The sequence below is a fragment of the Streptomyces sp. IMTB 2501 genome (assembly GCF_001953885.1).
In the GTDB taxonomy this organism is placed as follows: Bacteria; Actinomycetota; Actinomycetes; order Streptomycetales; family Streptomycetaceae; genus Streptomyces.
The window spans coordinates 559,177-582,350 of record NZ_MQUS01000001.1 but is presented as its reverse complement, the minus strand read 5'-3'; the positions used below and the strand labels follow the sequence as shown (position 1 = coordinate 582,350).

Annotated in this window: 17 protein-coding genes and 1 pseudogene; 9 read left to right on the top strand and 9 right to left on the bottom strand. The window is 71.4% G+C overall.

Annotation, left to right across the window (positions count from 1 at the left end; genetic code table 11):
* Positions 1-41: 41 nt before the first annotated feature.
* Entirely contained in the window at positions 42-2,780 is a 2,739-nt protein-coding gene (locus AV521_RS02790; RefSeq protein WP_079249084.1) for a SpoIIE family protein phosphatase, read from the top strand.
* 53 nt (positions 2,781-2,833) lie between these two features.
* Positions 2,834-4,153 carry a hypothetical protein gene (locus tag AV521_RS02785; RefSeq protein ID WP_179022789.1) on the top strand — a complete coding sequence of 440 codons (1,320 nt, stop codon included), beginning with the start codon at positions 2,834-2,836 and terminating at the stop codon, positions 4,151-4,153.
* Positions 4,154-4,166: 13 nt separating this feature from the next.
* On the opposite strand, the gene AV521_RS02780 is transcribed toward AV521_RS02785, so the two are convergent.
* Positions 4,167-6,008 (bottom strand): glycoside hydrolase family 15 protein, encoded by a 1,842-nt coding sequence (locus AV521_RS02780; RefSeq protein ID WP_076082753.1) that lies wholly within the window; start codon positions 6,006-6,008, stop codon positions 4,167-4,169.
* 153 nt (positions 6,009-6,161) lie between these two features.
* Here AV521_RS02780 and AV521_RS02775 point away from each other — a divergent pair, with 153 nt between their 5' ends.
* Positions 6,162-6,368 carry a hypothetical protein gene (locus AV521_RS02775; RefSeq protein WP_076082750.1) on the top strand — a complete coding sequence of 69 codons (207 nt, stop codon included), beginning with the start codon at positions 6,162-6,164 and terminating at the stop codon, positions 6,366-6,368.
* A 151-nt stretch (positions 6,369-6,519) separates the two neighbouring features.
* On the opposite strand, the gene AV521_RS02770 is transcribed toward AV521_RS02775, so the two are convergent.
* Entirely contained in the window at positions 6,520-7,653 is a 1,134-nt protein-coding gene (locus AV521_RS02770) for a molybdopterin-dependent oxidoreductase (RefSeq protein ID WP_076082747.1), read from the bottom strand.
* Between the two features lie 174 nt (positions 7,654-7,827).
* Here AV521_RS02770 and sthA point away from each other — a divergent pair, with 174 nt between their 5' ends.
* The gene (gene sthA / locus AV521_RS02765; protein ID WP_076083490.1) at positions 7,828-9,213 is read left to right on the top strand and encodes a Si-specific NAD(P)(+) transhydrogenase; all 1,386 of its coding nucleotides are present in this window, start codon (positions 7,828-7,830) and stop codon (positions 9,211-9,213) included.
* Positions 9,214-9,345: 132 nt separating this feature from the next.
* Here the strand turns inward: sthA and AV521_RS02760 are convergent, their stop codons facing one another.
* The 3 genes from AV521_RS02760 to efeU form a co-directional block, all read right to left on the bottom strand.
* Positions 9,346-10,497, bottom strand: coding sequence for a HoxN/HupN/NixA family nickel/cobalt transporter (locus AV521_RS02760; RefSeq protein WP_179022787.1), 1,152 nt, complete (start codon positions 10,495-10,497; stop codon positions 9,346-9,348).
* A 165-nt stretch (positions 10,498-10,662) separates the two neighbouring features.
* A complete protein-coding gene (efeB, locus tag AV521_RS02755; RefSeq protein ID WP_076082744.1) occupies positions 10,663-11,934 on the bottom strand; it encodes an iron uptake transporter deferrochelatase/peroxidase subunit in 1,272 nt (423 codons plus the stop codon).
* Positions 11,935-12,020: 86 nt separating this feature from the next.
* Complete coding sequence (efeU, locus tag AV521_RS02750; protein ID WP_076082742.1) at positions 12,021-14,051, bottom strand: iron uptake transporter permease EfeU; 2,031 nt, start codon at positions 14,049-14,051, stop codon at positions 12,021-12,023.
* Between the two features lie 212 nt (positions 14,052-14,263).
* On the opposite strand from efeU, the gene AV521_RS02745 reads away from it, so the two are divergent.
* The 5 genes from AV521_RS02745 to AV521_RS02725 are packed head-to-tail and all read left to right on the top strand — an operon-like array spanning position 14,264 to position 18,347.
* Positions 14,264-14,923, top strand: coding sequence for a DedA family protein (locus tag AV521_RS02745; RefSeq protein ID WP_076082739.1), 660 nt, complete (start codon positions 14,264-14,266; stop codon positions 14,921-14,923).
* The gene (locus AV521_RS02740; protein ID WP_076082736.1) at positions 14,923-15,525 is read left to right on the top strand and encodes a phosphatase PAP2 family protein; all 603 of its coding nucleotides are present in this window, start codon (positions 14,923-14,925) and stop codon (positions 15,523-15,525) included. Before AV521_RS02745 ends, AV521_RS02740 begins: the two co-directional genes overlap by 1 nt.
* Positions 15,522-16,328 carry a phosphatase PAP2 family protein gene (locus AV521_RS02735; RefSeq protein WP_076082733.1) on the top strand — a complete coding sequence of 269 codons (807 nt, stop codon included), beginning with the start codon at positions 15,522-15,524 and terminating at the stop codon, positions 16,326-16,328. Before AV521_RS02740 ends, AV521_RS02735 begins: the two co-directional genes overlap by 4 nt.
* The gene (locus tag AV521_RS02730; protein WP_076082730.1) at positions 16,282-16,947 is read left to right on the top strand and encodes a response regulator transcription factor; all 666 of its coding nucleotides are present in this window, start codon (positions 16,282-16,284) and stop codon (positions 16,945-16,947) included. The genes AV521_RS02735 and AV521_RS02730 overlap by 47 nt, the downstream gene beginning before the upstream one ends.
* Positions 16,944-18,347, top strand: a complete 1,404-nt coding sequence (locus tag AV521_RS02725; RefSeq protein WP_079249083.1) for a HAMP domain-containing sensor histidine kinase — start codon at positions 16,944-16,946, stop codon at positions 18,345-18,347. The genes AV521_RS02730 and AV521_RS02725 overlap by 4 nt, the downstream gene beginning before the upstream one ends.
* Positions 18,348-18,936: 589 nt before the next feature.
* Here AV521_RS02725 and AV521_RS02720 read toward each other — a convergent pair.
* The 4 genes and pseudogenes from AV521_RS02720 to AV521_RS02700 form a co-directional block, all read right to left on the bottom strand.
* Entirely contained in the window at positions 18,937-19,875 is a 939-nt protein-coding gene (locus AV521_RS02720; RefSeq protein ID WP_076082727.1) for an alpha-ketoacid dehydrogenase subunit beta, read from the bottom strand.
* Positions 19,868-20,780: pseudogene (locus AV521_RS02715) on the bottom strand (thiamine pyrophosphate-dependent dehydrogenase E1 component subunit alpha). The gene AV521_RS02720 and the pseudogene AV521_RS02715 overlap by 8 nt, the downstream one beginning before the upstream one ends.
* A gap of 179 nt (positions 20,781-20,959) precedes the next feature.
* The gene (locus tag AV521_RS02705) at positions 20,960-21,742 is read right to left on the bottom strand and encodes a hypothetical protein (protein ID WP_076082721.1); all 783 of its coding nucleotides are present in this window, start codon (positions 21,740-21,742) and stop codon (positions 20,960-20,962) included.
* Between the two features lie 2 nt (positions 21,743-21,744).
* The gene (locus AV521_RS02700; RefSeq protein ID WP_143658564.1) at positions 21,745-22,971 is read right to left on the bottom strand and encodes a hypothetical protein; all 1,227 of its coding nucleotides are present in this window, start codon (positions 22,969-22,971) and stop codon (positions 21,745-21,747) included.
* Positions 22,972-23,174: the final 203 nt, after the last annotated feature.

The window sequence follows — 23,174 nt, the reverse complement described above, 5'->3', positions numbered from 1 at the left end:
CGGTCTCGCCCGAGCGGGCTGGGCAGTGTAGACATGGGCACATGGTGCGACTGCCTGGCCGGCCCGCGACCCGGCCGCCCCGTCCGTCCGGGGACCCACGCGCATCGCAAGCCCCGCGAACGGAGGATTCGAGCCAGAACGGCAGCAGGCCCGGAGTCCTGCGGTCGGCGGTGACAGGACGCAGCGTCGCCGGGCAGGTGTTCGTCCTCCAAGTGGTGATCGTGCTGCTGCTGGTCGTCTCGGCGGTGGTGGCGCAGGTGCTGCAGGTACGGCACGACAGCGATCTGGAGGCCCAGAACCGTTCCCTCGCGGTGGCCGAGTCCTTCGCGAACGCCCCGGGCACGGCCCCCGCGCTGCGTACGCCGAACCCCTCCGCCGTGCTGCAGCCCCGTGCGGAGGAGGTCCGCAAGGCGACGGGGGTGGACTTCGTCGTCGTGATGAACACCGACGGCATCCGCTACACGCACCCCAAGCCCGACCGCATCGGCAAGAAATTCGTCGGCACGATCGGCCCGGCGCTGGCCGGCGGCACGGTCACCGAGCACGTCAACGGCACGATCGGCCCGCTGGTGCAGGTCGTGGTGCCGGTGAAGGACTCCGCCGGCCAGGTGGTGGGCCTGGTGTCCGCCGGGATCACCACGGCGCACGTGGGCGGGGCCGCCGACCAGACGCTGCCGCTGCTGCTCGGGGCGGCCGCGGCGGCACTGGCGCTGGCCACCGGGGGCACGGCGCTGGTCAGCAGACGGCTGCTGCGCCAGACGCACGGTCTGGGACCGTTCGAGATGACCCGGATGTACGAGCACCACGACGCGGTGCTGCACGCGGTCCGGGAGGGTGTGCTGATCGTCGGCGGCGACGGCCGGCTGCTGCTCGCCAACGACGAGGCGCACCGGCTGCTGGACCTGCCGGGCGACGCCGAGCAGCAGAGCGTGCTGGAGCTGGGCCTGGACGCCGAGACGGCGGCGCTGCTGGCCTCGGGCCGGGTGGCCACGGACGAGGTGCACCTGGTCAAGGACCGGCTGCTGGCGATCAACCAGCGCCCCACCGAGCTGCGCGGCGGCCCGGCGGGCAGCGTCACCACGCTGCGCGACTCCACCGAGCTGCGCGCCCTGTCCGGCCGCGCCGAGATGGCGCGGGAGCGGCTGAACATGCTGTACGACGCCGGGGTGGGCATCGGCACCAGCCTGGACGTGACCCGTACCGCCGAGGAGCTGGCGGGGCTGGCGGTGCCCCGGTTCGCGGACTTCGCGACCGTGGACCTGTTCGACGCGGTCCTGCAGGGCGAGGAGCCGAGGCCGGGCACGGCGCTGCGCCGCGCCGCCTGCGCCGGCGTCCGCCAGGACTCCCCGCTGTATCCGGTGGACGAGCGGATCCGGTTCGTGCCCACCTCGCCGCAGGCGCGCAGCCTGACCACCGGGCAGTCGGTGCTGGTGCCGCAGCTGCGCGACGCCCCCGGCTGGCGGGCGCAGGACCTGGAGCGCACCGACCAGGTGCTGGCGTACGGCATCCATTCGCTGATCACCGTGCCGCTGCGCGCGGGCAGTCTGGTGCTGGGGGTGGCGAACTTCTGGCGCGCGGAGAAGCCGCAGCCGTTCGACGCCGAGGAACTGGCCCTCGCCGAGGAACTGGTCGCGCGGGCCGCGGTGTCCATCGACAACGCCCGCCGGTATACACGCGAGCACAGCATGGCGGTGACCCTGCAGCGCAGTCTGCTGCCGCGCACGCTGCCCGAGCAGGGCGCGCTGGAGATCGCCTACCGCTATCTGCCGGCGCAGTCCGGGGTGGGCGGCGACTGGTTCGACGTACTGCCGCTGTCCGGTGCCCGGGTGGCGCTGGTGGTGGGGGACGTGGTGGGGCACGGCCTGCATGCGGCGGCCACCATGGGCCGGCTGCGTACGGCGGTGCACAACTTCTCCTCGCTGGACCTTCCGCCGGATGAACTCCTCGGTCTGCTGGACGAGCTGGTGGGCCGGATCGACCAGGACGAGACCGCTGCGGACGGCTCCGCGGCGATCACCGGCGCGACCTGTCTGTACGCGGTCTACGACCCGGTCTCGCGGCGCTGCACCGTGGCCCGGGCCGGCCATCCGCCGCCCGCGCTGGTGCACCCCGACGGCCGGGTGGAGTTCCCGGAGGTGCCCGCGGGGCCACCGCTGGGCCTGGGCGGGCTGCCGTTCGAGACGGCCGAGCTGGAGCTGGCGGAGGACAGCCGGCTGGTGCTGTACACCGACGGGCTGGTGGAGGACCGCGAGCGGGACATCGACACGGGTCTCGAGATGCTGCGCGACGCCCTGAGCGGCACGCCGGGCGGCTCGCCGGAGGAGACCTGCCGCGCGGTGCTGGGCCGACTGCCGGCCCGGCCGAACGACGACGTCGCGCTGATCGTCGCCCGCACCCGGGTGCTGGGCGCGGACCGGGTCGCCGAGTGGCAGGTGCCGTCCGATCCGGCGGCGGTGTCCCAGGTGCGGTCCGCGGTGACCGGGCAGCTCGCCGACTGGGGTCTGGAGGAGCTGGTCTTCACGACGGAGCTGATCCTGAGCGAGCTGGTCACCAACGCGATCCGCTACGGGCGCGGCCCGATCGTCGTACGGCTGCTGCGCGAGCGCACGCTGATCTGCGAGGTCTCCGACCGCAGCACGACCTCGCCGCATCTGCGGTACGCGGCGACCACCGACGAGGGCGGCCGGGGCCTGTTCCTGGTCGCGCAGCTCGCCGAGCGCTGGGGCACCCGGTACATTCCCAACGGAAAGATCATCTGGGCGGAGCAGCCGCTGCCGTAGCCCTGCGGGAATTGTGTTGAGAACCGGTCGCCCGGTGGGTGATGATCTCCGCCATGTTCTCGCGCAGGGATCCCCGCCCGAAGTCCCCCGGCCTCCGCAGGGCCTGGGAGTCCCTGGACTGCGGTGATGTGCCCGGAGCGCTGCGGCAGTTGCGGGCGGCCGGCGAGGAGCAGCCGCTCGGCGAGGTGGCCCTGGTGGTGGGGCGGGCCGCCGGGTCGGCGGGCTTCGACGATCTCGCGAAGGCCGCCGCCGCGCTCGTCGCCGAGCCCGAACGCCCGAGGGCACTCTACGACTTCGGGTACTGGTGCATCGAACACGACGTGGCCTACCTGGCGGTCCCGGCGCTCCGCGAGGCGCTGCGCCGCAGCGACGGTTCGCCGGTGGCGCTGCGGGAGCTGGTGTCGGCGTACGAGCACGAGGGCCGCCATCGCGAGGCGGTGGCCGAACTCGCCCGGCACGAGGGGACGTTGGCTCACTGGCCGGACCGCTACCTGCTGGTGTTCAACGCCGTCCTGGCGGGCGACCTGGAGCTGGCCCGGCGTCAGCACGCACTGCTGGCCGACCCGGAGGACACACAGTGGCAGCCGGCGCGGGAGAGGCAGAACCGGGTTCTGGAGCGCGCGGCCGTGGCCGAGCGGGTGTCCTCGCTCGGTCCGGCCGATCTGCGCGGCTGGCAGTACGTGATCGCCGGCACCGTCCTCGGCACCCTGTCGCCGTACGGCTTCGACGCGGGCATGCACGGCCGCTACGCCTGGCTGCAGGACACCCCCGACGGCTGTCTGCGCGGTCTGCTGCGGCTGCGCACCCTGCTGACGGCGGCCGGGGTACGGCCCCGGTCCGTGTCGCTGCTGCCCGACCGGGACTCACGGATCCTCGGCCTCGCCGCGGCCGAGATGCTGGGACTGCCGGCCGAGCCGTTCGCGCCCGGCCGGCCGGACACGGTGGTCGTGGCGTACGACCTCGACGGTCTGGCGGCACACGACGGCGGCCCGGAGATCGTCGGGCAGCTCTTCGAGCGGATGCCCGGGCAGGTGCTGCACGCGCACGCGAGCTGCTGGACGGACCCGCCCGCGATCACCGCGGACAGCGTCGCGCTGCTGCATCAGTCGGTGGTGCCGCCCTGGGGCGAGCGACTGGGCCCGGGCGCGGACGGCGGCGTCGAGCGGGGCCCGGCGGACGACCGTCCGGAGGCGGAGATCGCCGCCGAGGTGACGGCGGCCGACCCGGAGGCCGACCCGGGGGACGGCACGGGCCCGGCCGACGACGACGCGGTGTTCGCCGCGTTCGCCGGGGCCGTCGGCAGCACCTGGCTGCGCGGCGACCGGGCGCGGGTACGGTCCGCCGGCCCCGTCCCGAGCTCCCGGTTCGCCTGAGCCCGGCCGAGGGTCAGCCGAGGGCGCGGTCGAGGTTGAACGCGGCGCTGATCAGGGCCAGATGCGTGAACGCCTGCGGGAAGTTGCCCTGTTGCTCTCCGGTGCGGCCGATTTCCTCGGCGTACAGGCCGAGGTGGTTGGCGTAGGTGAGCATCTTCTCGAAGGCCAGCCGGGCCTCGTCGAGCCGGCCGGCCCGCACCAGGGCCTCGACGTACCAGAAGGAGCAGATGGAGAAGGTGCCCTCGTCGCCGCGGAGCCCGTCGGGGCTGGTCTGCGGGTCGTAGCGGTAGACGAGGGAGTCGGAGACCAGGTCCTCGGTGAGGGCGTCCAGGGTGGACAGCCACTTCGGGTCGGTGGGGGCGACGAACTTGCCGAGCGGCATCATCAGCAGTGAGGCGTCGAGGACGTCGCCGCCCTCGTACTGCACGAAGGCACCGCGCCGCTGCGACCAGCCGCGGTCCATGATCCGCCGGTAGATGGTGTCGCGGGCCTGCCGCCAGCGGGGCAGGTCGGCGGGGAGTCCGCGCCGGTTGGCGAGGCGGATGGCCCGCTCGATGGCGACCCAGCACATCAGCCGCGAGTACGTGAAGTTCTTGCGGCCGCCGCGGGTCTCCCACACGCCCTCGTCGGGCTGGTCCCAGTGCGCGCACACCCAGTCGACCAGCTGGCACACATCGTCCCACTGGTCGCTGGAGATCGGCTGGGCCCACTTGTCGTAGAGGTAGATCGAGTCGATCAGGGCGCCGTATATGTCCAGCTGGAGCTGGTCGGCGGCGGCGTTGCCGACCCGGACCGGCGCCGAGCCCAGATGGCCCTCCAGATGCGGCAGCACCCGCTCGGGCAAGTCGGTGCGGCCGTCGATGCCGTACATGATCTGCAGCGGCGGGGAGCCATCGGCGTTGTCGCAGGGGCTGACATGCCTGGTCAGGAAGCGCATGAACGCCTCGGCCTCGCCGGTGAAGCCGAGCCGCAGCAGCGCGTAGACGGCGAAGGCGGCGTCGCGCACCCACACATACCGGTAGTCCCAGTTGCGCTCGCCGCCGAGCTGCTCGGGCAGGCTGGTGGTGGGGGCGGCGACGATGGCGCCGGTGGGCGCGTAGGTGAGCAGCTTGAGGGTGAGGGCGGAGCGGTGCACCATCTCGCGCCAGCGGCCCCGGTAGCGGGACTGGTGCAGCCAGCGCCGCCAGTAGGCGACCGTGGCGTTGAACTCGTGCTCGGCCTCGGCGCGGGCGCAGCCGCGCGGGGGGATCCGCTCGCCGATCTGGTCGAGGGCGAACACGGCGGACTCGCCCTCGGTGAGTTTGAAGTCGGCGCGCGCGTCCCGGGCGTCGCACTCCAGCATGACCGTCGAGGTCAGCGCCAGGGACAGCTTGGCGGACTCGAACAGCACGGTGCCGTCGTCGGTGCGCAGGGTGTGCGGGACGGCACCGTAGTCGAAGCGCGGCGCGATCGACGCCCGGAACGGGACCGTGCCACGGACGCAGATCACCCGCCGGATCAGTCGATGCCGGCCGGCCTCTCCGGTGCCGTCGGAGGTGACCGGCATGAAGTCCTGCACCTCGCCGACGCCGTCCTCGGTGAAGAACCGGGTGATCAGGACGTTGGTGTCGGGGAAGTAGAACTGCTTGGTGCGTGCCGCTACCGTGGCGGCCAGCTCGAAGGCACCGCCGCGTTCGGCGTCGAGGATGGCCGCGAAGACGCTGGGCGCGTCGAAGGACGGGCAGCAGTACCAGTCGATCGTGCCGTTGGTTCCGACCAGCGCGACACTGCGCAGATCGCCGATGAGGCCGTGCTCGGCGATCGGCAGATAGCGCGGGCCGGGGCGGACGTCCTCGGCGAACGGGGTCTCGGCCATCGGCGGCCTCCCGGGGAACGGAGCGGGATGTCTTCCAGCTTAGGAGCGTGTGCTCTCCGGTGGCGTGGGAAGGCGCTGCGGGGAATGGTGAGAGTGTGCCCCGTTCGGCGGCACCGGCACGGATGCGGTCATCCGGACCGAGGAGGAGGCATCATGTCGACAGTCACACCTGACGAATCCCGGTCGTCCGACGACCACTGCACCCCGGACGCCCTGCTCCACTCCGCTCCCTCGCGGGACATCACACCGGAGGACCTGGTGATGGCGGCGGGCAGGGACGTCACCCCGAAGAACCTCGAGTGGGCACGCCGCAAGATGGAGAAGGAGGGCCCGACAGCCATCGAGAGGCTGCTGCCGTAGGGCGGTCCGGGGAAACTGGGGAGACAAGGCCTCACATGTCAACGGGGGAAGGGCGGCCGGCCCGAGGGGCGCGGGCCGTGTTTGACATGCGGCTCCGCAGCGGGGCGCGATCAACCACACACGACCCGCACCCGCCGAACGGTACAAACCCCTACGGCGAAGAGCCGTCGCCCACACACACCACCTGTACGAAACACACCGCGTTATTGGCAAACCCACCCCGATTCCAGCACTGCTCAAGAGGCTGGGTCGAACCGGCGGAGTCAGTCGCACGCGCGCCCACCCCGTACTCGCCCGGCGCCGGCGCCCAGTCGTGGTGCCAGCCCCGCCAGGCCCACCGCTGCCCGTCCATGGCGGGGGCGAGAACGGCCGGCGCCCAGCTCGCGCCGCTATCCGTGCTGACCTCCACCGAGGAGACCGGCGCCTGTCCCGACCACGCGCGGCCGAAGAGCCTCACCCGTCCCGGCCGCACCACCCGTGTCCGGGACATGAAGTCGGGAAACCCCGGTGGGACCAGCAGGGCGCGCGGCGCGATGCGTGTGACCGGCTCGCCCTCCTCGTCGGCGGCGCGCCGGACGCGATAGGCGACCGTCTGCTGGAAGCCCGTGAACGGCCTGGCGCTCACCGTGACCGAGCGCAGCCATTTCACGTGGGCCATGCCGTACCAGCCGGGCACGATCAACCGCAGCGGCCGGCCGTGCTGCGGGGGCAGTGGCGCGCCGTTCATGGCGGTGGCGACCAGTACCTGTGGGTCGTCGCCCAGGGCCACGGCCAGTGGCAGGGCCCGCCGGTAGTCCTGTTCGATCCCGCGTTCCACCCCGTGGTCGGCGCCGGTGAAGACGACGTCCACGGCCGCCGGGTCCGCGCCCGCCTCGGCGAGCAGCAGCCGCAGCGGTACGCCGGTCCAGTCGGCGGTGCCGACCGCCTCCACCAGCCAGGGCTGGCCGAGTGGCCGGGGCGTGAGCAGGGCCCGGCCGTTGCCCGCGCACTCCAGGGTCACCCGGGTGGTGACCTGCGGGAACGACAGCAAGTCGGCGAGGGACAGGTCGAGCGGGACACAGACCTGACCGTCGACGGCCAGCCGCCAGGCGCCGGCGTTCGGCACATACGGGATGTCGTAGTGCGTGAGGACGTAGTGCAGTCCGGGCGGGGTGACGTCGTGCCGCAGGGCCTCCAGGGGCAGGCCGTGGTTGCGGGTGGCGAGCGTGAGTTCGCCGGCGCCGATCCCCTCGTCGGGAGCGGCCGGCCGGGCGGGGGTGCTCGGGTCGCCGGATCGCTGGCCCATGGCGTCATTGTCCTCCCGGGCCAGCGGCTCGGCGAGAACGGACGAGGAGAGACGAGGAGAGCGGGCGGTGGTGGCAACTCCCGTGCGGATCGGGTGATTTCGAGGGCGGCGATCTCTTCCGGAGCGGACCGGAGGACTGACAGACTGCCGAGGGTGCTCGACTTCGACTTCGACATGCTCGTCATCGGATCCGGTCCCGGCGGTCAGAAGGCCGCCATCGCAGCGGCCAAGCTCGGCCGCCGGGTCGCGGTCGTCGACCGCCCCGACATGCTGGGCGGGGTCTCCCTGCACACCGGAACCATTCCCTCCAAGACCCTGCGCGAGGCGGTGCTGTACCTGACCGGGCTCACCCAGCGCGATCTGTACGGGCAGAGCTACCGGCTGAAGGACGACATCACCGTCGCCGATCTGACCGCACGCACCCAGCACGTCGTCGGCCGCGAGGTGGACGTCGTACGCAGTCAGCTCACCCGTAATCACGTGACCGTGTACTCCGGCACGGCCCGCTTCGCCGGCCCGCACACCATCGCCCTGTCCGAGCTCTCGGGCCGGGAACGGCTGCTGAGCGCCGGGCACATCGTCATCGCCACCGGCACCAGGCCGGCCCGCCCGGACACGGTCGAGTTCGACGGGCGGACGATCATGGACTCCGACAATGTGCTCTCGCTGGAGCGGGTGCCGAGGTCCATGGTGATCGTCGGGGCGGGGGTCATCGGCATGGAGTACGCCTCCATGTTCGCCGCGCTGGGCAGCAAGGTGACCGTGGTGGAGAAGCGCCCCGGGATGCTGGACCTGTGCGACGTGGAGATCGTGGAGTCGCTCAAGTACCACCTGCGGGACCTGGCCGTCACCTTCCGGTTCGGTGAGACCGTGGCCGCCGTCGAACGCCATCCCCGGGGCACGCTCACCGTGCTGGAGAGCGGCAAGAAGATCCCCGCGGACACGGTGATGTACTCGGCGGGCCGGCAGGGCCTCACCGACGAACTCGGCCTGGACCAGGCCGGGCTGGCGGCGGACGCGCGCGGCCGGATCGAGGTGGACGAGAACTACCGCACCGAGGTGCCGCACATCTACGCCGTCGGTGACGTCATCGGCTTCCCGGCGCTCGCGGCGACCTCGATGGAGCAGGGCCGTGCGGCCGCGTATCACGCGTGCGGGGAGCCCGCCGGGCGGATGCACCATCTGCAGCCGATCGGGGTCTACACCATCCCGGAGATCAGCTTCGTCGGCCGGACCGAGGACCAGCTGACCGAGGACCGGGTGCCGTTCGAGGTGGGCGTGGCCCGGTACCGGGAGCTGGCCCGCGGGCAGATCATCGGGGACTCGCACGGCATGCTGAAGCTGCTGGTCTCCCCCGTGGACCGCACGCTGCTCGGGGTGCACTGCTTCGGCTCGGGCGCGACCGAGCTGATTCACATCGGGCAGTCGGTGATGGGGTGCGGGGGCACGGTGGACTATCTGGTCGACGCGGTGTTCAACTATCCGACGCTGGCGGAGTCGTACAAGGTCGCCGCGCTGGATGCGACGAATCGACTCCGTCAGGTGGACCGGCTGGATTAGCGCCGTGGGGGTTGCTTTTCCGTCGCCGGGTGCGGGTAGTGAGTGGTTCCTCGCGCCCCGCGGCGGAGCCGCACATCGAACACGGCCTCGCGTCCTCTGGGCGGACCGGGCCCCTCCGCCGAAAGGCTCAGGTCAGTCCGCCGACTGTTCCGCCAGGCCCGCCGTCCACTTCTCCTCGATGCGGCCCGCCTTCCACACCAGCAGGGCGATCGCCCAGGTGGCGAAGAACAGGCCGACGATGACGAAGCCGACGGTGTTGAGGTCGAGGCCGGAGATCCAGTCCCAGAAGGCGCCGTGGAGATCCAGCTTGTCGGCGAGGAGGCCGAGGAGTTCCACGGTGCCGATGATGAGGGCGACGGCCACGGACAGGCCGGTGATCGTGAGGTTGTAGTAGACCTTGCGGACCGGCTTGGAGAACGCCCACTCGTAGGCGAAGTTCATGAACGAGCCGTCGATGGTGTCAAGGAGCGACATACCCGCGGCGAACAGGACCGGCAGGGTCAGGATGGCGTACCAGGGCAGGCCGGAGGCGGCGCCGGAGCCGGCGAGGACCAGCAGGGCGATCTCCGTGGCGGTGTCGAAGCCGAGGCCGAACAGCAGGCCGAGCGGGTACATCTGCCAGGGCTTGCTGATGGAGCCGGTGACCCGCCCGAGGAGGCGGTTCATGAAGCCGCGGTTGTTCAGCTGGGTCTCCAGGGCGGCCTCGTCATAGGCGCCGGAGCGCATCTGCCGGAAGACCTTCCAGATGCCCGCCAGGATGACGAGGTTGATGCCGGCGATGAGGTAGAGGAAGGTGCCGGAGACCGTCGTGCCGATCAGGCCGGTGACCTCGTGGAGATGCGAGTTGTTGTCGCGGACCGGTCCGGCCAGGGTCTTCATGCCGAGCGAGAGCAGCAGGGCGAGGCCGAAGACGATGCTGGAGTGGCCGAGGGAGAACCAGAAGCCGACCGACAGCGGGCGCTGCCCCTCGCCCATCAGCTTGCGGGTGGTGTTGTCGATGGCCGCGATGTGGTCGGCGTCGAAGGCATGGCGCATGCCCAGCGTGTACGCGGTCACGCCGATGCCGATGCCGAAGGACTCGGTTCCGACGCTGAAGTGCTGTGGCGCGATGATGCCGATCAGGGTGCCCCAGCCGATGATGTGCAGGGCGAGCACGAAGCCGGCCATCCCGCCGACCCTGATCCACTCCTGCCGTGTCATGGAGGCTCGGACACGGTGCCAGGCCGAGCGCTTGGCTTCGGCCTGGGAGGGGAGGGACGGAGCGGATCCAGGGGCGGCCGTCATCGGGAGGGGCATCCTTCGGTGGTGCGGGGACGGCTGCGATCACAGCCTTGCGCCATCCTCCTGCACTTGCAATCGATGTGCAATAAAGACAGCGGCAGGCCTTTCCCATGGAAAGGGAAAAGCCACGGCAAAGGCCTGCCGTCGGAGAACGGTGAAAAGGGCTGGTCAGGCGGAGAACATGCCACGGCCCAGCCAGTCCTTGGCGTCCCGGACGCCGGGCAGGGCGAAGAAGTAGCCGCCGCCCGTGGGCGAGATGTAGTCCACCAGCGGCTCGTCGATCAGCCGGGTCTGTACGGCCTCGAACTGGCGCTTGACGTCCTGCTGGTAGCAGCAGAAGACCAGGCCCATGTCGAGGTTGCCGACGTTGTCCACGCCGCGGTCGTAGTTGTAGCCGCGGCGCAGGATGCGGGAGCTGTCGGTCTTCGCGGTGCGCGGGTTGGCGAGGCGGATGTGGGCGTCCACCGGGATCGCGGTGCCGTGCGGGTCCTTGGCGTAGTTGGGGACGTCGGTCTCCTTGGCGCCGTCGAGCGGGGCGCCGGTGTCCTTGCGGCGGCCGAACATCTTCTCCTGCTCGGTGAGCGAGACCCGGTCCCAGAACTCGACCAGCATCCGGATGATCCGGATCACCTGGTAGCTGCCGCCCGCCGTCCAGGCCGGTTCGCCCTGGCCGTCGCCGACCCAGATCAGCTTGTTGGTCTCGCGGGCGGAGGTGACGTCGGGGTTGGCGATGCCGTCCTTGAAGCCGAGCAGGTTGCGCTGGGCCCCGGTGGGGCGCGGGGCGTTCTGGAAGCCGTCGATGCGCCACTTGATCTGCATGGCGCCGCGGGTGTGCCGGGCGATGTCACGCAGCGCGTGCAGCACGGTGTCCGTGCTCTGGGCGCAGATCTGCAGGGACAGGTCGCCGTGGCACTCGGCTGCGTTCAGGTTGTCGTTCGGGAACGTCCGCATCGGGGTGAGCCGGGCGGGCCTGGCCTTGCCGAGGCCGTAGCGGTCGTCGAAGAGGGAGGCGCCGACGCCGACGGTGACGGTGAGGCCGTCCGAGGGGACCTCGGGGCCGAGGATGCCGTTGTCGGCGGGCGGCGCGCCGACGCCCAGGTCGGTGGGGGTGCCGCCGGAGGTGAGGAAGCGGGCGCGCTCGGTGATCGTCTTCAGCAGGTCGGTCAGGCCCGCGCGGTCGTCGGCTATGACGTTCAGCGAGACGAAGGTTGCGGCGGCAGGGGTCGGGGTGATGATTCCGGCCTGGTGGGCGCCGTGGAAGGAGACCTTCGCGGCGCTGTCGGCGCCCGCGGGCTGCGCCTCGGCGGTGCCGCCGCTCTCCGCGAGCGCGTAGCCGCCGCCGGCCAGGACCGCTCCGGCGGCACCGGCGCCGAGCGCGGTGCGTACGAAGGAGCGGCGGGCAGGGCCGACGGGGCAGGTCGGCGTGTCGGCGGTCGACATCGGTGGGGTCCCTTCGGAGTGCGGGTGCGCGGCGGTCGTCGGACGGTCTGCCGGATCGCCCGGCGAGCGGTCTTCGGGCCGGCTCATCAGGCGGACTTCCGGATCTCGAGCAGGTCCGGGATCGGGGCGAGGTCCTCCAGCAGCTGGCCCGTTGCGCCGTTCAGCTGCTGCCGGTCGGTCGGGGCCAGCTTGTCGACGCCGGTCCAGTGGTCGCCGCCGTGGGCCGCGTCCAGGAGCTTCTGCACGCGCGCGATGTCCGCGTCGACCGTCGGGAGCAGCTGGGGCGCCCGGGTGGTGAGCAGCGGCTTGAGGACGGTGAGCAGCTCGCGGGTGCCGGCGAGGTTGGCGTCGGCGGTGGCGAGGTTGGTGCCGCTGCCCTCGTCGGTGTCGCCGGTCAGCTCGAACTGGAGGGTGTTCTCCAGGATCTCGTGCGCGCGAAGCGGGAGGTCGCCGGGGTCGAAGTCCTGGCTCGGGAAGGCCTTCTGGAGTCCGGTGGCGTCGGTGACGAGCTGCTGGGCGGGGCCGGTCAGGTCCTTGGCCGACTGGCCGTGCCACAGGCCGTACTCGATGCGGTGGAAGCCGGCGAAGTCCTTGTCCTGGACACCGTCCGGCAGTCCGTCGGCCCGGCCGTTGATCTTCTTATCGAAGTCCTCGAAGGTGCCGTAGGCGGCGCCGAGCGAGGAGTAGGTGCGGTGGGCGGTGAGCCAGTCGGTGCGGGCCTTGTCCAGGTGGTTTCCCTGGATGTCGTCGGCGAGGGTGCGAGCCTGTCCGACCAGGGTGGTCAGGCCCTGGCCGACGTACGCCTTGTACGCCTTCAGCGGTGCGGCGAGGTCCTGCTCGGAGACGGGGACGACCGGCTTGGTGGCGCCGCCGCCGGTGACGGTGACCGACTTGGAGGTGACGGCCTTGCCGTCGGTGGGGACGCAGCGCCAGGCGTAGGTGCCGCCGGCGACGGTGGCGACGAGGTCGCGGGTGGTGCCGGGAGCCAGGCCCTCGATCTCGCCGTAGACCGCGCTGGTCGACGGGTCGACGAGGTAGACCTCTGAGGTCTTGCTGCCGGTGTTCTGCATCTGGAAGGTCTGGCGGCCCGGCTTGGGCGCGGTGAAGCCCTTGCCGCACTCGGTCTCGGAGACGGCGACGGTCTGGTCACCGGCGGGCTTGGGCCGGGCGAGGGCGACGACGAGTCCGGCGATCACGGCGGGTACGGCGACCACGGCGGCGGGCACCACCCAGGCCGGCCGGCGCCGCTCGGGCCGCTCGGCCTTCGGCTCGGCCGCGGGGCGTTCCTTCGCCGGCTTCGGGGCGGTGGTCCGCACGCCGCGCACGAACAGGGTCATCACGACGGCCAGGTAGGCGACGTAGGCCACCACCTGGAGCCAGGTCATGGTCGGGGTGAGGTTGAAGACGCCCTGGATCAGGGTGCTGTACCAGGAGCCGGCGTCGACGCTGCTCGCCAGGTCGACCGCGTAGGCGGTCTTGCCGGGCAGCACGCCGCCCTCCTGCAGGTCGCGCAGGCCGTAGCCGAGGACGCCGGCCGCGATGACGATCAGGACGGCGCCGGTGGCGGTGAAGAATTTCGTCAGGTTGATCTTCAGGACGCGCCGGTACAGGCCCCAGCACAGGACGGCCGCGAGGACGAGGCCGATGCCGGCGCCGGTCAGCGGGCCGGCCGACTCACCGGCCGCCCGCGCGGTGGTCCACAGGAACAGGGCCGTCTCCAGGCCCTCCCGGCCGACCGCGAGGAACGAGGTCAGCACCAGCACCCCGGAGCCCATGGCAAGGGCGCCGGTCACCTTCTCCTTCAGCTCGCCGGAGAGGCTGCGGGCCGAGCGGCGCATCCAGAACACCATGGCGGTGACGAACGCGACGGCGATCACGCTGAGGATGCCGCCGAACGCCTCCTGGGCGGTCTGCGGCATGGACGCGGCGGTGAAGGTGAGTACCGCTCCGAAGCTCATGGCGACCGCGATCGCGGCCAGGACGCCGGTCCACACCTGGGGCAGCCGCGAGCGCGCCTCGGCCCGCACCAGGGTGGCGACCAGGATGGAGACGATGAGTCCGGCTTCGAGCCCCTCCCTGAGTCCGATCAGGAAACTCGGAAACGCGTCGTCCCACATGCCCTGCTGCCCTCCCTGTTACTTAGCGAAGGCATACCTTACCTTCGCGGACCATCATGGCTACACCCATGCAGTCGGCCGGTCACAAAGAGGCAATGAACAAGTAAAGCCGGGGAACGAACGCCACTCTCCGTTCGTCTACAGTCCGGTAGACCGTCTACAAATATGTAGTCGGATCTTGTCGAGGAAGTCGATGGAAAGGGCGTACGGCGATGGCCGCTTCCCCCCACCTGGCGTCGCAGCTCGCGGTCAATGTGCTCGACGCCCACTCCCTGCTCGCCGCTTTCGGCGTGCTCGGCGTCGGCGTGGTGCTCTTCGCGGAGACGGGCCTGCTGATCGGGTTCTTCCTGCCCGGGGACTCCCTGCTGTTCACCGCCGGCCTGCTGTGCACGGGATCCGCCACCAGTGGGGTGCACCTCTCGCTCGGTCCGCTGCTCGTCGCGGCGGCCGTCGGCGCTCTGGCCGGCTCGCAGTGCGGATTCCTGATCGGCCGCAAGGCCGGCGGGGCGCTGCTCGCCCGCACCCGCTCGGCGAAACTGCGCGAGGGCGCCCAGCGCGCCGAGGAGTTGCTGGAGCGGTACGGCTACGCGAAGGCCATCGTGCTGGCCCGCTTCGTCCCGGTGGTGCGCACGGTGCTGAACCCGATGGCGGGCGCGCTCGGCGTGCCGGCCCGGACCTTCACCCTCTGGCAGGTGGCGGGCGGGCTCGTGTGGAGCCTCGGTCTCACCCTCGCCGGTTACGCACTGGGCTCCTCGATCCCGAACATCGACAAGTATCTGCTGCCGTTGATCGCGCTGATCGTGGCCGTCTCGCTGATTCCCGTCGCCGCCGAGGTGCTGCGCTCCCGCCGGGCCGCGAAGGAAGCCCGCTGATGTTCCCGGCGCTCTCCGGCTCGTCGGTGGACGGGCCGCTGTACCGGCACGTGGTGGGCCTCGCCCACCACTCCCCCGCCTGGCTGGACGACCTCGTGGCGGTGTGGTCGGCGTACGGGCTGGCGGTGTGCGCGCTGCTCATGCTCATCGGCTGGTGGCGGGCCCGCCGGGCGGGGGCGCGCGCGGCCATGACGGCCCTGGCGGTGCCGGTGGCCGTGCTGGTGGCCTTCGCCGCGGACTCCGTACTGAAGCTCCTGGTGCGGGAGGACCGGCCCTGCCGGGGCCTGGCCTTCCGCACCCTGGAGGCGTGCCCGGCGCGCGGGGACTGGTCTTTCCCGAGCAATCACGCCGCGATCGCCTTCGCGGCGGCGGTGGCGCTGTACTTCGTCTCCCGTCGGCTGGGCGTGGTGGCGGCCGTGTGCGCGGGCGCCATGGGGGCGTCCCGGGTGTGGGTCGGGGTGCACTATCCGCACGACGTCGCCGCGGGAGCGGCCCTGGGCGCGGCGGTGGCGTTCGTCGTGATGACCGCCGTGAGCAGGCTGCCGGAGGACCTGCCGAAGCGGCTCTCGGACACCCGGCTGCGCCCCCTGCTGGTGTCATGAACCGCGGCAAGGCCGCGGAGCCGGCCGGCACGCTGGCCCTCGGCGCCTGGATGGCGTTCGCGGTGCTGGCCGCCGTGGTGGTGAGCGATCAGGGCGGCCCGCTCTATCTGGACCATGGCCTGCTGTCCTGGTCCGTCCGGCACCGTCCGCCGGAGGCGGTGGCGGTGGCCCGCGGGCTGACCGCCACGGGCACCGGCATCGTTCCGTACGTCCTGGTGGTCGTGGCGGGGCTGATCGCGGGGCGCACCGCGCGCCGGCGGCTGATGGCCGTGCCGCTCGCCGCGCTCTGCCTCGGCGCGGGCCAGGCACTGCGGTACGGCGTGATGGAGCTGGTCACCCGGGCACGGCCGCCGAGGTACGACTGGCAGACGCAGGCCTCCGGCTGGTCGTTCCCCTCCGGTCACGCCACCACGGCCGCGCTGACGGCAGGCCTGCTGATCGTCGCCCTGTGCCTGCGTGCACCGCGCGGGCGGACCGCCCTGTGTCTGCTGGTCGCATGCTGGGGCGCGGGGGTCGGTCTGACCCGTGTCTTCCTGGGCGTGCACTGGTTCTCCGACGTGGTCGGCGGCTGGCTGTTCGCCGCCGGCTGGCTCGGTGTCTGCGTCGGCGCGGCGGCCCGGTGGCTGCCCGAGCGCGAGAGTGCGTGCAGGGCGTCGCGCGGCAGACAGGAGTTGGACGACACGACCCAGGTCCCCCGTGCCCCGGAGCCGGGCACACCCCATCCGAGCGAGACGGCCGACGGGCCGGTGGAGAAAGATGCGTCCCAGGATCCTCATCGTCGAGGACGATCACGCCCTGCGTGACGTGCTGCGCCGCGGTCTGCATGACGAGGACTTCGACACGGTCTGTGCCGGCGACGGCGCCACGGCCCTGCGGCTGGCGACACCGGACGTGTCGGCCGTCGTGCTGGACGTCGGGTTGCCCGACGCCGACGGCCGCGATGTGTGCCAGGCGATGCGCGCGGGCGGCTACCTCGCCCCGGTCGTCTTCCTGACCGCGCGGCACGGGCTCACGGACCGGCTGTCGGGCTTCTCGGCCGGGGGCGACGACTATCTGCCCAAGCCGTTCCATCTCTCCGAGCTGGCGGCCCGGCTGCGGGCGGCGCTGCGCCGGGCGGTGCCCCCGGCCGGGACCGCCGGGGCGGGCGGACTGGTGCTGGACGCCGTCCGGCACAGCGCCACCGTGGAGGGCAGGCGCGTGGAACTGACCCCGACGGAGTTCCGGCTGCTGGCGGCGCTCAGCGCGGCCGGCGGGGAGCTGGTGCGCCGCCGTGAGCTGCTCCGCGCGGGCTGGCCGGAGGGAGCACAGGTCAGCGACAACACGCTGGACCAGTATCTGACCCGGCTGCGCCGCAAGCTGCGCGCGGCGGGCAGCGACCGGACCATCGCCACCGCACGCGGGATCGGCCACCGCCTGACATGAGGCTCCCGCACAGCGGATCGTTCCCGGCCCGTCCGCCGTCGTCCCTCGCCCGCCTCACGTCGTGGCCGGCGCCGCGGACCCTGCGCGGCCGGCTCTCGCTGGCCGCCCTGGTCACCGCCGCGCTGCTGATGCTGATCCTCACCGTCGTCTTCAACAGCGTGGTCGGCCACCGTCTCCGGCAGGAGGCGGACGACGAACTGCGCACCCGCGCGGCGGCCGTCGCCACGACCGTCGACACCCGTCACGGCAGGGTGCGGGTGCTGGAGACCTCCGGCGACCGGCTGCTGGACACCAACGCGTGGATCTACGCGGACGGCAGGCTGCTGGAGCGGCCCCCGGCCGGCGCCGGCGCGCTCACCCGCGCCGCCGATGCGCTGGCCGCCCGCGGCCGGCGCGGCTGTGCCACGGTGCACGGCCCCGACACCGTACGGCTGTGCGCGGCGCCGGTGCCCGGTGCGGCGGCGCGGACCACCGTGGTCACGGCGCTGGACCTCGCGCCGTACCGCAGTTCCGCCCGAACGCTGCTGCTGGGCTCGTGCGCGCTGGACGCGGTGATGCTCGTGTGCACCTATGCGCTGACCCGGCTGGTGGTGGGGCGGGCGCTGCGCCCGGTGCGCACGATGACGGACCAGGCGACCCAGTGGAGTGCCGTGGGGTCCGAGGAGCGCTTCGCGGGTGGCGGCCGACCGGCCGAACTGGCCGCGCTCGGCGTCTCGTTGGACTCCCTGCTGGACCGGATCCGGGCGGTGCTGCGGCATGAGCGGCAGCTGACCGGCGAGCTGTCGCACGAACTGCGCACCCCGCTCAGCCGGATCGTCGCCGAGCTGGACTGGTGGCGCTCCCGCCCGCGCTCCGACGCCGAGACCCGGGCCTCCCACGAGGTCCTGGCCGAGGCCGCGCAGTCGATGCGCACCATCTGCGACACCCTGCTGGACGAGGCCCGCGCGGGTGCGCCGACGGCCCCCGGCACCGCCGATGTGCCGACGGTGCTGCACCGCATGGCCACGCACGCGGACGCTTCCGGCACGGTGCGGGTCGTCGTACCGGACGGGCCGGGGCCGCTCACGGCCGGGGTGCAGCCGGCGCTCCTGGAACGGATCGTCAGTCCGTTGCTGGCCAACGCGGTGCGCTATGCGCGTACGACGGTCACACTCGGCGCGTCCCGGGCGGACGGCGGTATACGGGTCGAGGTCACGGACGACGGCCCCGGCGTGCCCGCCGCCTTCACGGAGCTGCTCTTCCAGCCCGGCAAGCGGGCCGACCCCGGCGACGGACACGGCGGCGCGGGCCTCGGCCTGCCGCTCGCCCGGCGCCTGGCCAGGTCAGCAGGGGGTGAGGTGTCCTATGACCCTGGGTACGGGCCTGGGGCGCGGTTCGTTGTGAGCCTGCCCGCGGGCTGAGCAAAGCCTTGCCGGCGTCCGTCTGTGTCCATCGATTCACCGGTCCTTCCTGTGGTGAACCGTCCGCACACGTCTGGGTCTTCGAGAGGCAGCGAGCTGAACTCCCCCGCGGCGGGGTGTCTTTCCCAGGCAGGTCTGCGAGGAGCCCCGCAGTCTTTGACCGACACGGGGCAGGAGCGGTTCAGGCAATGTCGACCTGGCGCCGTACGGTGGCGTAGCGCACAGCGGCAGCACGGTGCTGTGCTGGGAGTTGCGGGTAGGTTCCAGATGAGCTGCGCGGTGCTGAGTGCCGCTGCGGCGAGGCTCAGGATTCCGGTGATGACGCGAAGTGCCGTCTGTGACGAGTCGGCCAGCGTGGCGAAGATCGCCGTACCTACTACGGTGGACAGTGCGGTGATCGAGATGGCGGTCACGCGGTCCCAGCGGTCGAGGCGTTCCGCTGCGATGTTGTGAGCGACATGCAGGACCCGTAGTCCTTCTGCTCAGTCAGGGGCAACTGAGATTTCTACCCATTCGGGCAGGCCTGGAAGAGGGGTGAACAGGCCGTTGCATCCAGCGCCTTGCCCGCCTGAGCTCCCGCCATGCGAGGTCATGCGTACGACAGGACGTCCTCGACGGCGGCGAGGACACGGGGGGTGCGCGGCAGGTAGTGCTGTTCGAGTGAGGGAGCAGGGTAGGGGGCGTCGAGGCCGGTGACTCGGCGGATGGGGGCTTCGAGGTGGTAGAAGCAGGACTCGGTCAGCCGGGCGGCGATTTCGGCGCCGTATCCGCCGAAGCCGGCCGCCTCGTGGAGGACGACGGCTCGCCCGGTACGACGAATGCTTCTGACCAACGTCTTGTCGTCGAGCGGGACGAGCGTTCGCAGGTCGACGACCTCCAGTTCCCAGCCGTATGCCTGGCCTTCTTCGGCGGCTTCCAGAGCGACGTCCACGGTCGGACCGTAGGCGACCAGGGTGGCCGTGGTGCCGGACCGGCGGACGGCAGCCTGTCCGAAGCCGCCTGTACGTTGTGGGAGGGCCACGTCCTCCTTGCGCCAGTAGAGGCGTTTGGGTTCGAGGAAGATGACCGGATCGGGATGGTCGATCGCCTCTCGGAGCAGTGAGTAGGCGTCGGCCACTGTGGATGGCGTCACGACCAGGAGGCCCGGGGTGTGGGTGTAGTAGGCCTCGGAGGAATCACTGTGGTGCTCGACCGCGCCGATACCACCGCCGTAGGGGATCCGGATGACCATGGGCAAGGCGAGACGGCCGGCGGTTCGGTTGCGCATCTTGGCGACGTGGCTGGTGATCTGCTCGAAGGCCGAGTAGGCGAACGCGTCGAACTGGATCTCGATCACGGGACGCAGGCCGTTCATCGCCATGCCGACCGCGCTGCCCACGATGCCGGACTCGCACAGGGGGGTGTCGAAGCACCGGTGGCTGCCGAAGGCCGCGGCCAAGCCATCAGTGACCCGGAAGACGACGACGCTGTCGTCGGCGCTCAGGGCATCGCACAGAGCCTGGTTGAGTGCACCCGCGAAGTCATGCACGGGGCTTCTTCCTTCCGGCGAACTCGGTGGCTTGAGCTGTGAGGTGCGGCGGTGGCCGGGTGTAGACGTGCGCGGTCAGGTCACGCAGGTCGGGTTCGTAGGGTGCGTCGACACGGGCGCGCAGCCGGGCGGTTGTGGCGTGCGCCGCTGCCCGTAGGCCGTCGGTGACCTCGGCGGTGAGCAGATCATGGTGGGTCAGGTATGCGGTGAACCGTTCCAGCGGGTCGCGCTGCCGCCAAGCGGCGGTCTCGCTCGCGTCGCGGTAGCGCGCAGGGTTGTCGGCACTGGAATGCGGGCCGACGCGGTAGGTGACCGCCTCGATCAGCGCCGGTCCCGCTCCGGCTCGGGCTCGCTCAACGGCGGTGCGCACAGTGAGCATGACGGCCAGAACGTCGTTTCTGTCGACGATTTCGGCTGGGATGCCGTACCCGATCCCTTTGTGGGCGAAACTGACGGCGGCGCTCTGGAGCCGCGAGGGGACGCTGATGGCGTATCCGTTGTTCTGGACGACGAAGACGACGGGAGTGGCCAGGACGGCTGCGAAGTTCAGGGCCGCGTGGAAGTCGCCCTCGCTGGTGGCTCCGTCGCCGAGGAGGACCAGAGCCACGGTGTCCTCGCCGCGGTAGCGCGCCGCGTAGGCGAGGCCCACAGCGTGCGGGGCGTGTGTGGCCAGAGGTGTGCACAGTGGCGCGACACGGTGCGCGTGAGTCGAAGCCCTGGTGGCGGCGGCCAAGAAAACCGGCCAGAACCTCGGCGGGGTCCACCCCACGGGTGATCACCGCGATGGAGTCACGGTAGGTCGGGAAGAGCCAGTCAGTGGGATCCAGCGCCCATGCGGCGCCCACCTGGACGGCCTCCTGCCCCTGAGCAGCGGGATAGGCGACGAGGCGCCCTTGCTTGGCCATGGCGGTCGCGGCATCCTCGATGGCCCGGCCCAGCCGGAGAGCCCGTTGCATGGCGACCAGTTCCGGCCCGTGCGGCAGCGGCCCGAGAGGTGTGGACGCGCCGGGCGGTGGCGCGTCGTCGAGGACGCCGTGCACCTTTTCGGGCAAAGCGCCGCCGAACAGACAGGGCGTTGGTCGCATCAGAAGTCGTCGTTCGCATCGTTTGGCTGGTACTGGTAGATCCACAGCTCCAGGGACGGGCGGTTGACGCCGAGAACGCGCGGGTTGCGCGTGGCGGTGACGGCGGTCGTAGCGCCCAGGGCGTGGCAACGCCCAAGTGCCGCTTCCTGCATGACCCGTGAAAACCCGAGACCCCGGTACGGTTTCACGACGGCGCCGCGTGTTTGGAACGCCGTGTCGCCTCTCGCCGTGACAGCACTTGCGGCAACGGGTCTCGGCGGGTCTCCATGGCTGATGATGATCAGCTCGGTGAGAGCCCGGGCCCGGTGAAACGGTGCGAGGATCTGCTCCGGGTTCTGCCGCGTTTCGGGGAAGCACGCGGCGACCACTGCCTGGAACTGGACGTCTGTGACCGAGTCGCCGAGCCGGACGGTGGACAGCGTGAAAGGGGGGCGCACCTGTGGCCGCCTCGGACGTGAGGACTCCACGATGATGTGGAGAGGCTCCACGCGTCGCCAGCCGTCCGCCGCGTGCCGGGGCGGGGTTCTGTCGCACGGGCAGAAGACAAAGCCCGGCGGGTAGGCCGGTCCCCACTGTTGGCGCCAGTAGGCACTGACCGCCTCCAGCGTGTCGGCCTGCGGCAACTGCCGTTCCAGGCAGACGACCGGGGAGTAGCTCGGCGCCGGGTACCCGTTCACGACGAAGGCACGGAAAGCGCCGTCGGCGACATCCGTGACGTTCTGAGCCAGGACGGTGAAGCCCTGGAGCGCCGCGGAAAGGAGTTGCATGTGCTCGCCGGTCATGCTCAGTGGCCTTTGCCTGACCAGAGGTCGGGAGCGTGCCCGCGTGACACGACGGCGGGCTTGGTCTTGAGGCAGTCGGACAACTGCTCCAACGGGCCGCACTCGATCCAGAATGCTTCCGGGCTCCGCTCCGAGATGGCACGCAGAGCAGCGTGCTGAGTTGTCATCCGGGCGCGCGTCCGGTCAGCGACGCCCCGGCCGGCCACTGCCGTGCGCGGGTCCACGCGCACGCCCAGGCTCCGCTGCGGGCCGTACGGGTCGTCGAGGTCTTCGGGTACGAGAATGACCTGCGCGCCGATCACTTCAGGGGAGTCGGTGGCGGCCAGGCGCAGGCTGTCCACGGAGAACACGGCGTCGTACAGCCTCACCATGTCGTTCAGCCGCCCCTGGACCCGCAGCGCCGGCAAGTCCCGCGCGCAAGGACATGTCACCGGTCCCTCGATTCTGTCGCCCAGCGGCAGACGGAGCAGAGGGCGCCCCGCGGGAAGACCGACGGCGCGCGTCAGGCAACACCGTTCCGCGGTCAGTTCCAGGATTTGGCCAGGCCACAGATGATGTACACCGAGGGCGCAGTCCGGGAAACCGAACGCGACTCCGCCGGCTTCGGAGGACGAGTAGACACTCCAGAATTCGAGCTCCGGATTGAGTTCACGCAGGAGCGCGGCGCATCCCGACGTCAGGTTTCCGCCCGTCCAGATGACGAGGCGGGGCCGCAGCCCGAGCCGATTCCCGAGCACGGTGCGGGCGAAAAAGGCGAGCATCTCAGGATAGCCGGCCACGGCGTTCACACCGATGCGCGCCAGACTCGGTGCGAGTCCGATCAGATCGCCTGCCTCGGTCACCCCTGGCACTGTGTGAGCTCCGCACAGTGCGGCTGTGCGCTCGGCGGTCAGGTAGGCCCCGCCCGTGGAAAAGAGATTGAGGAGCACGTCACCCGGGCGCATCGGCCGCCATTGGCTGACGTGAGCACTGGACACGTCTTCCCTGGACGCCAGGCCTTTCACCCTCGGCGGCCCAGTCGTCCCACTGCTGACGGTGTAATAGGCGGGGCGGCCGCGGAGTTGGCGGCCGGCGGCCTCCAACCCCTGCTCCACCGTCATATGCGGCAAGTCCGTCAGCCGCCGGCCGTCACCCTCCGCCAGCCACCGGCGGCAGGTCATCGTCAAGGCCGGACATGCTGCCGCCCACGCGGCGACGCCACGCAACTGCGCCGTGGTCAGCTCGCCCACGGTGCGTGATGCCAGGGACTTTGCCTCCACAGTCCCAGGTTCGCCCATGGACCGGGAGTCTGCATGTCGAGCCTGTGACCCCGACGTCCGTAACAGCGGAAGGAAACGAGGCCTTCCGGAAGTTCGTCCGCCCGGACCAGCTCGGCGATCCCGGCCTCAACTGCGCCAGGCTCATCATCGCCGGGTCTGCGAAGCCCTTGGCC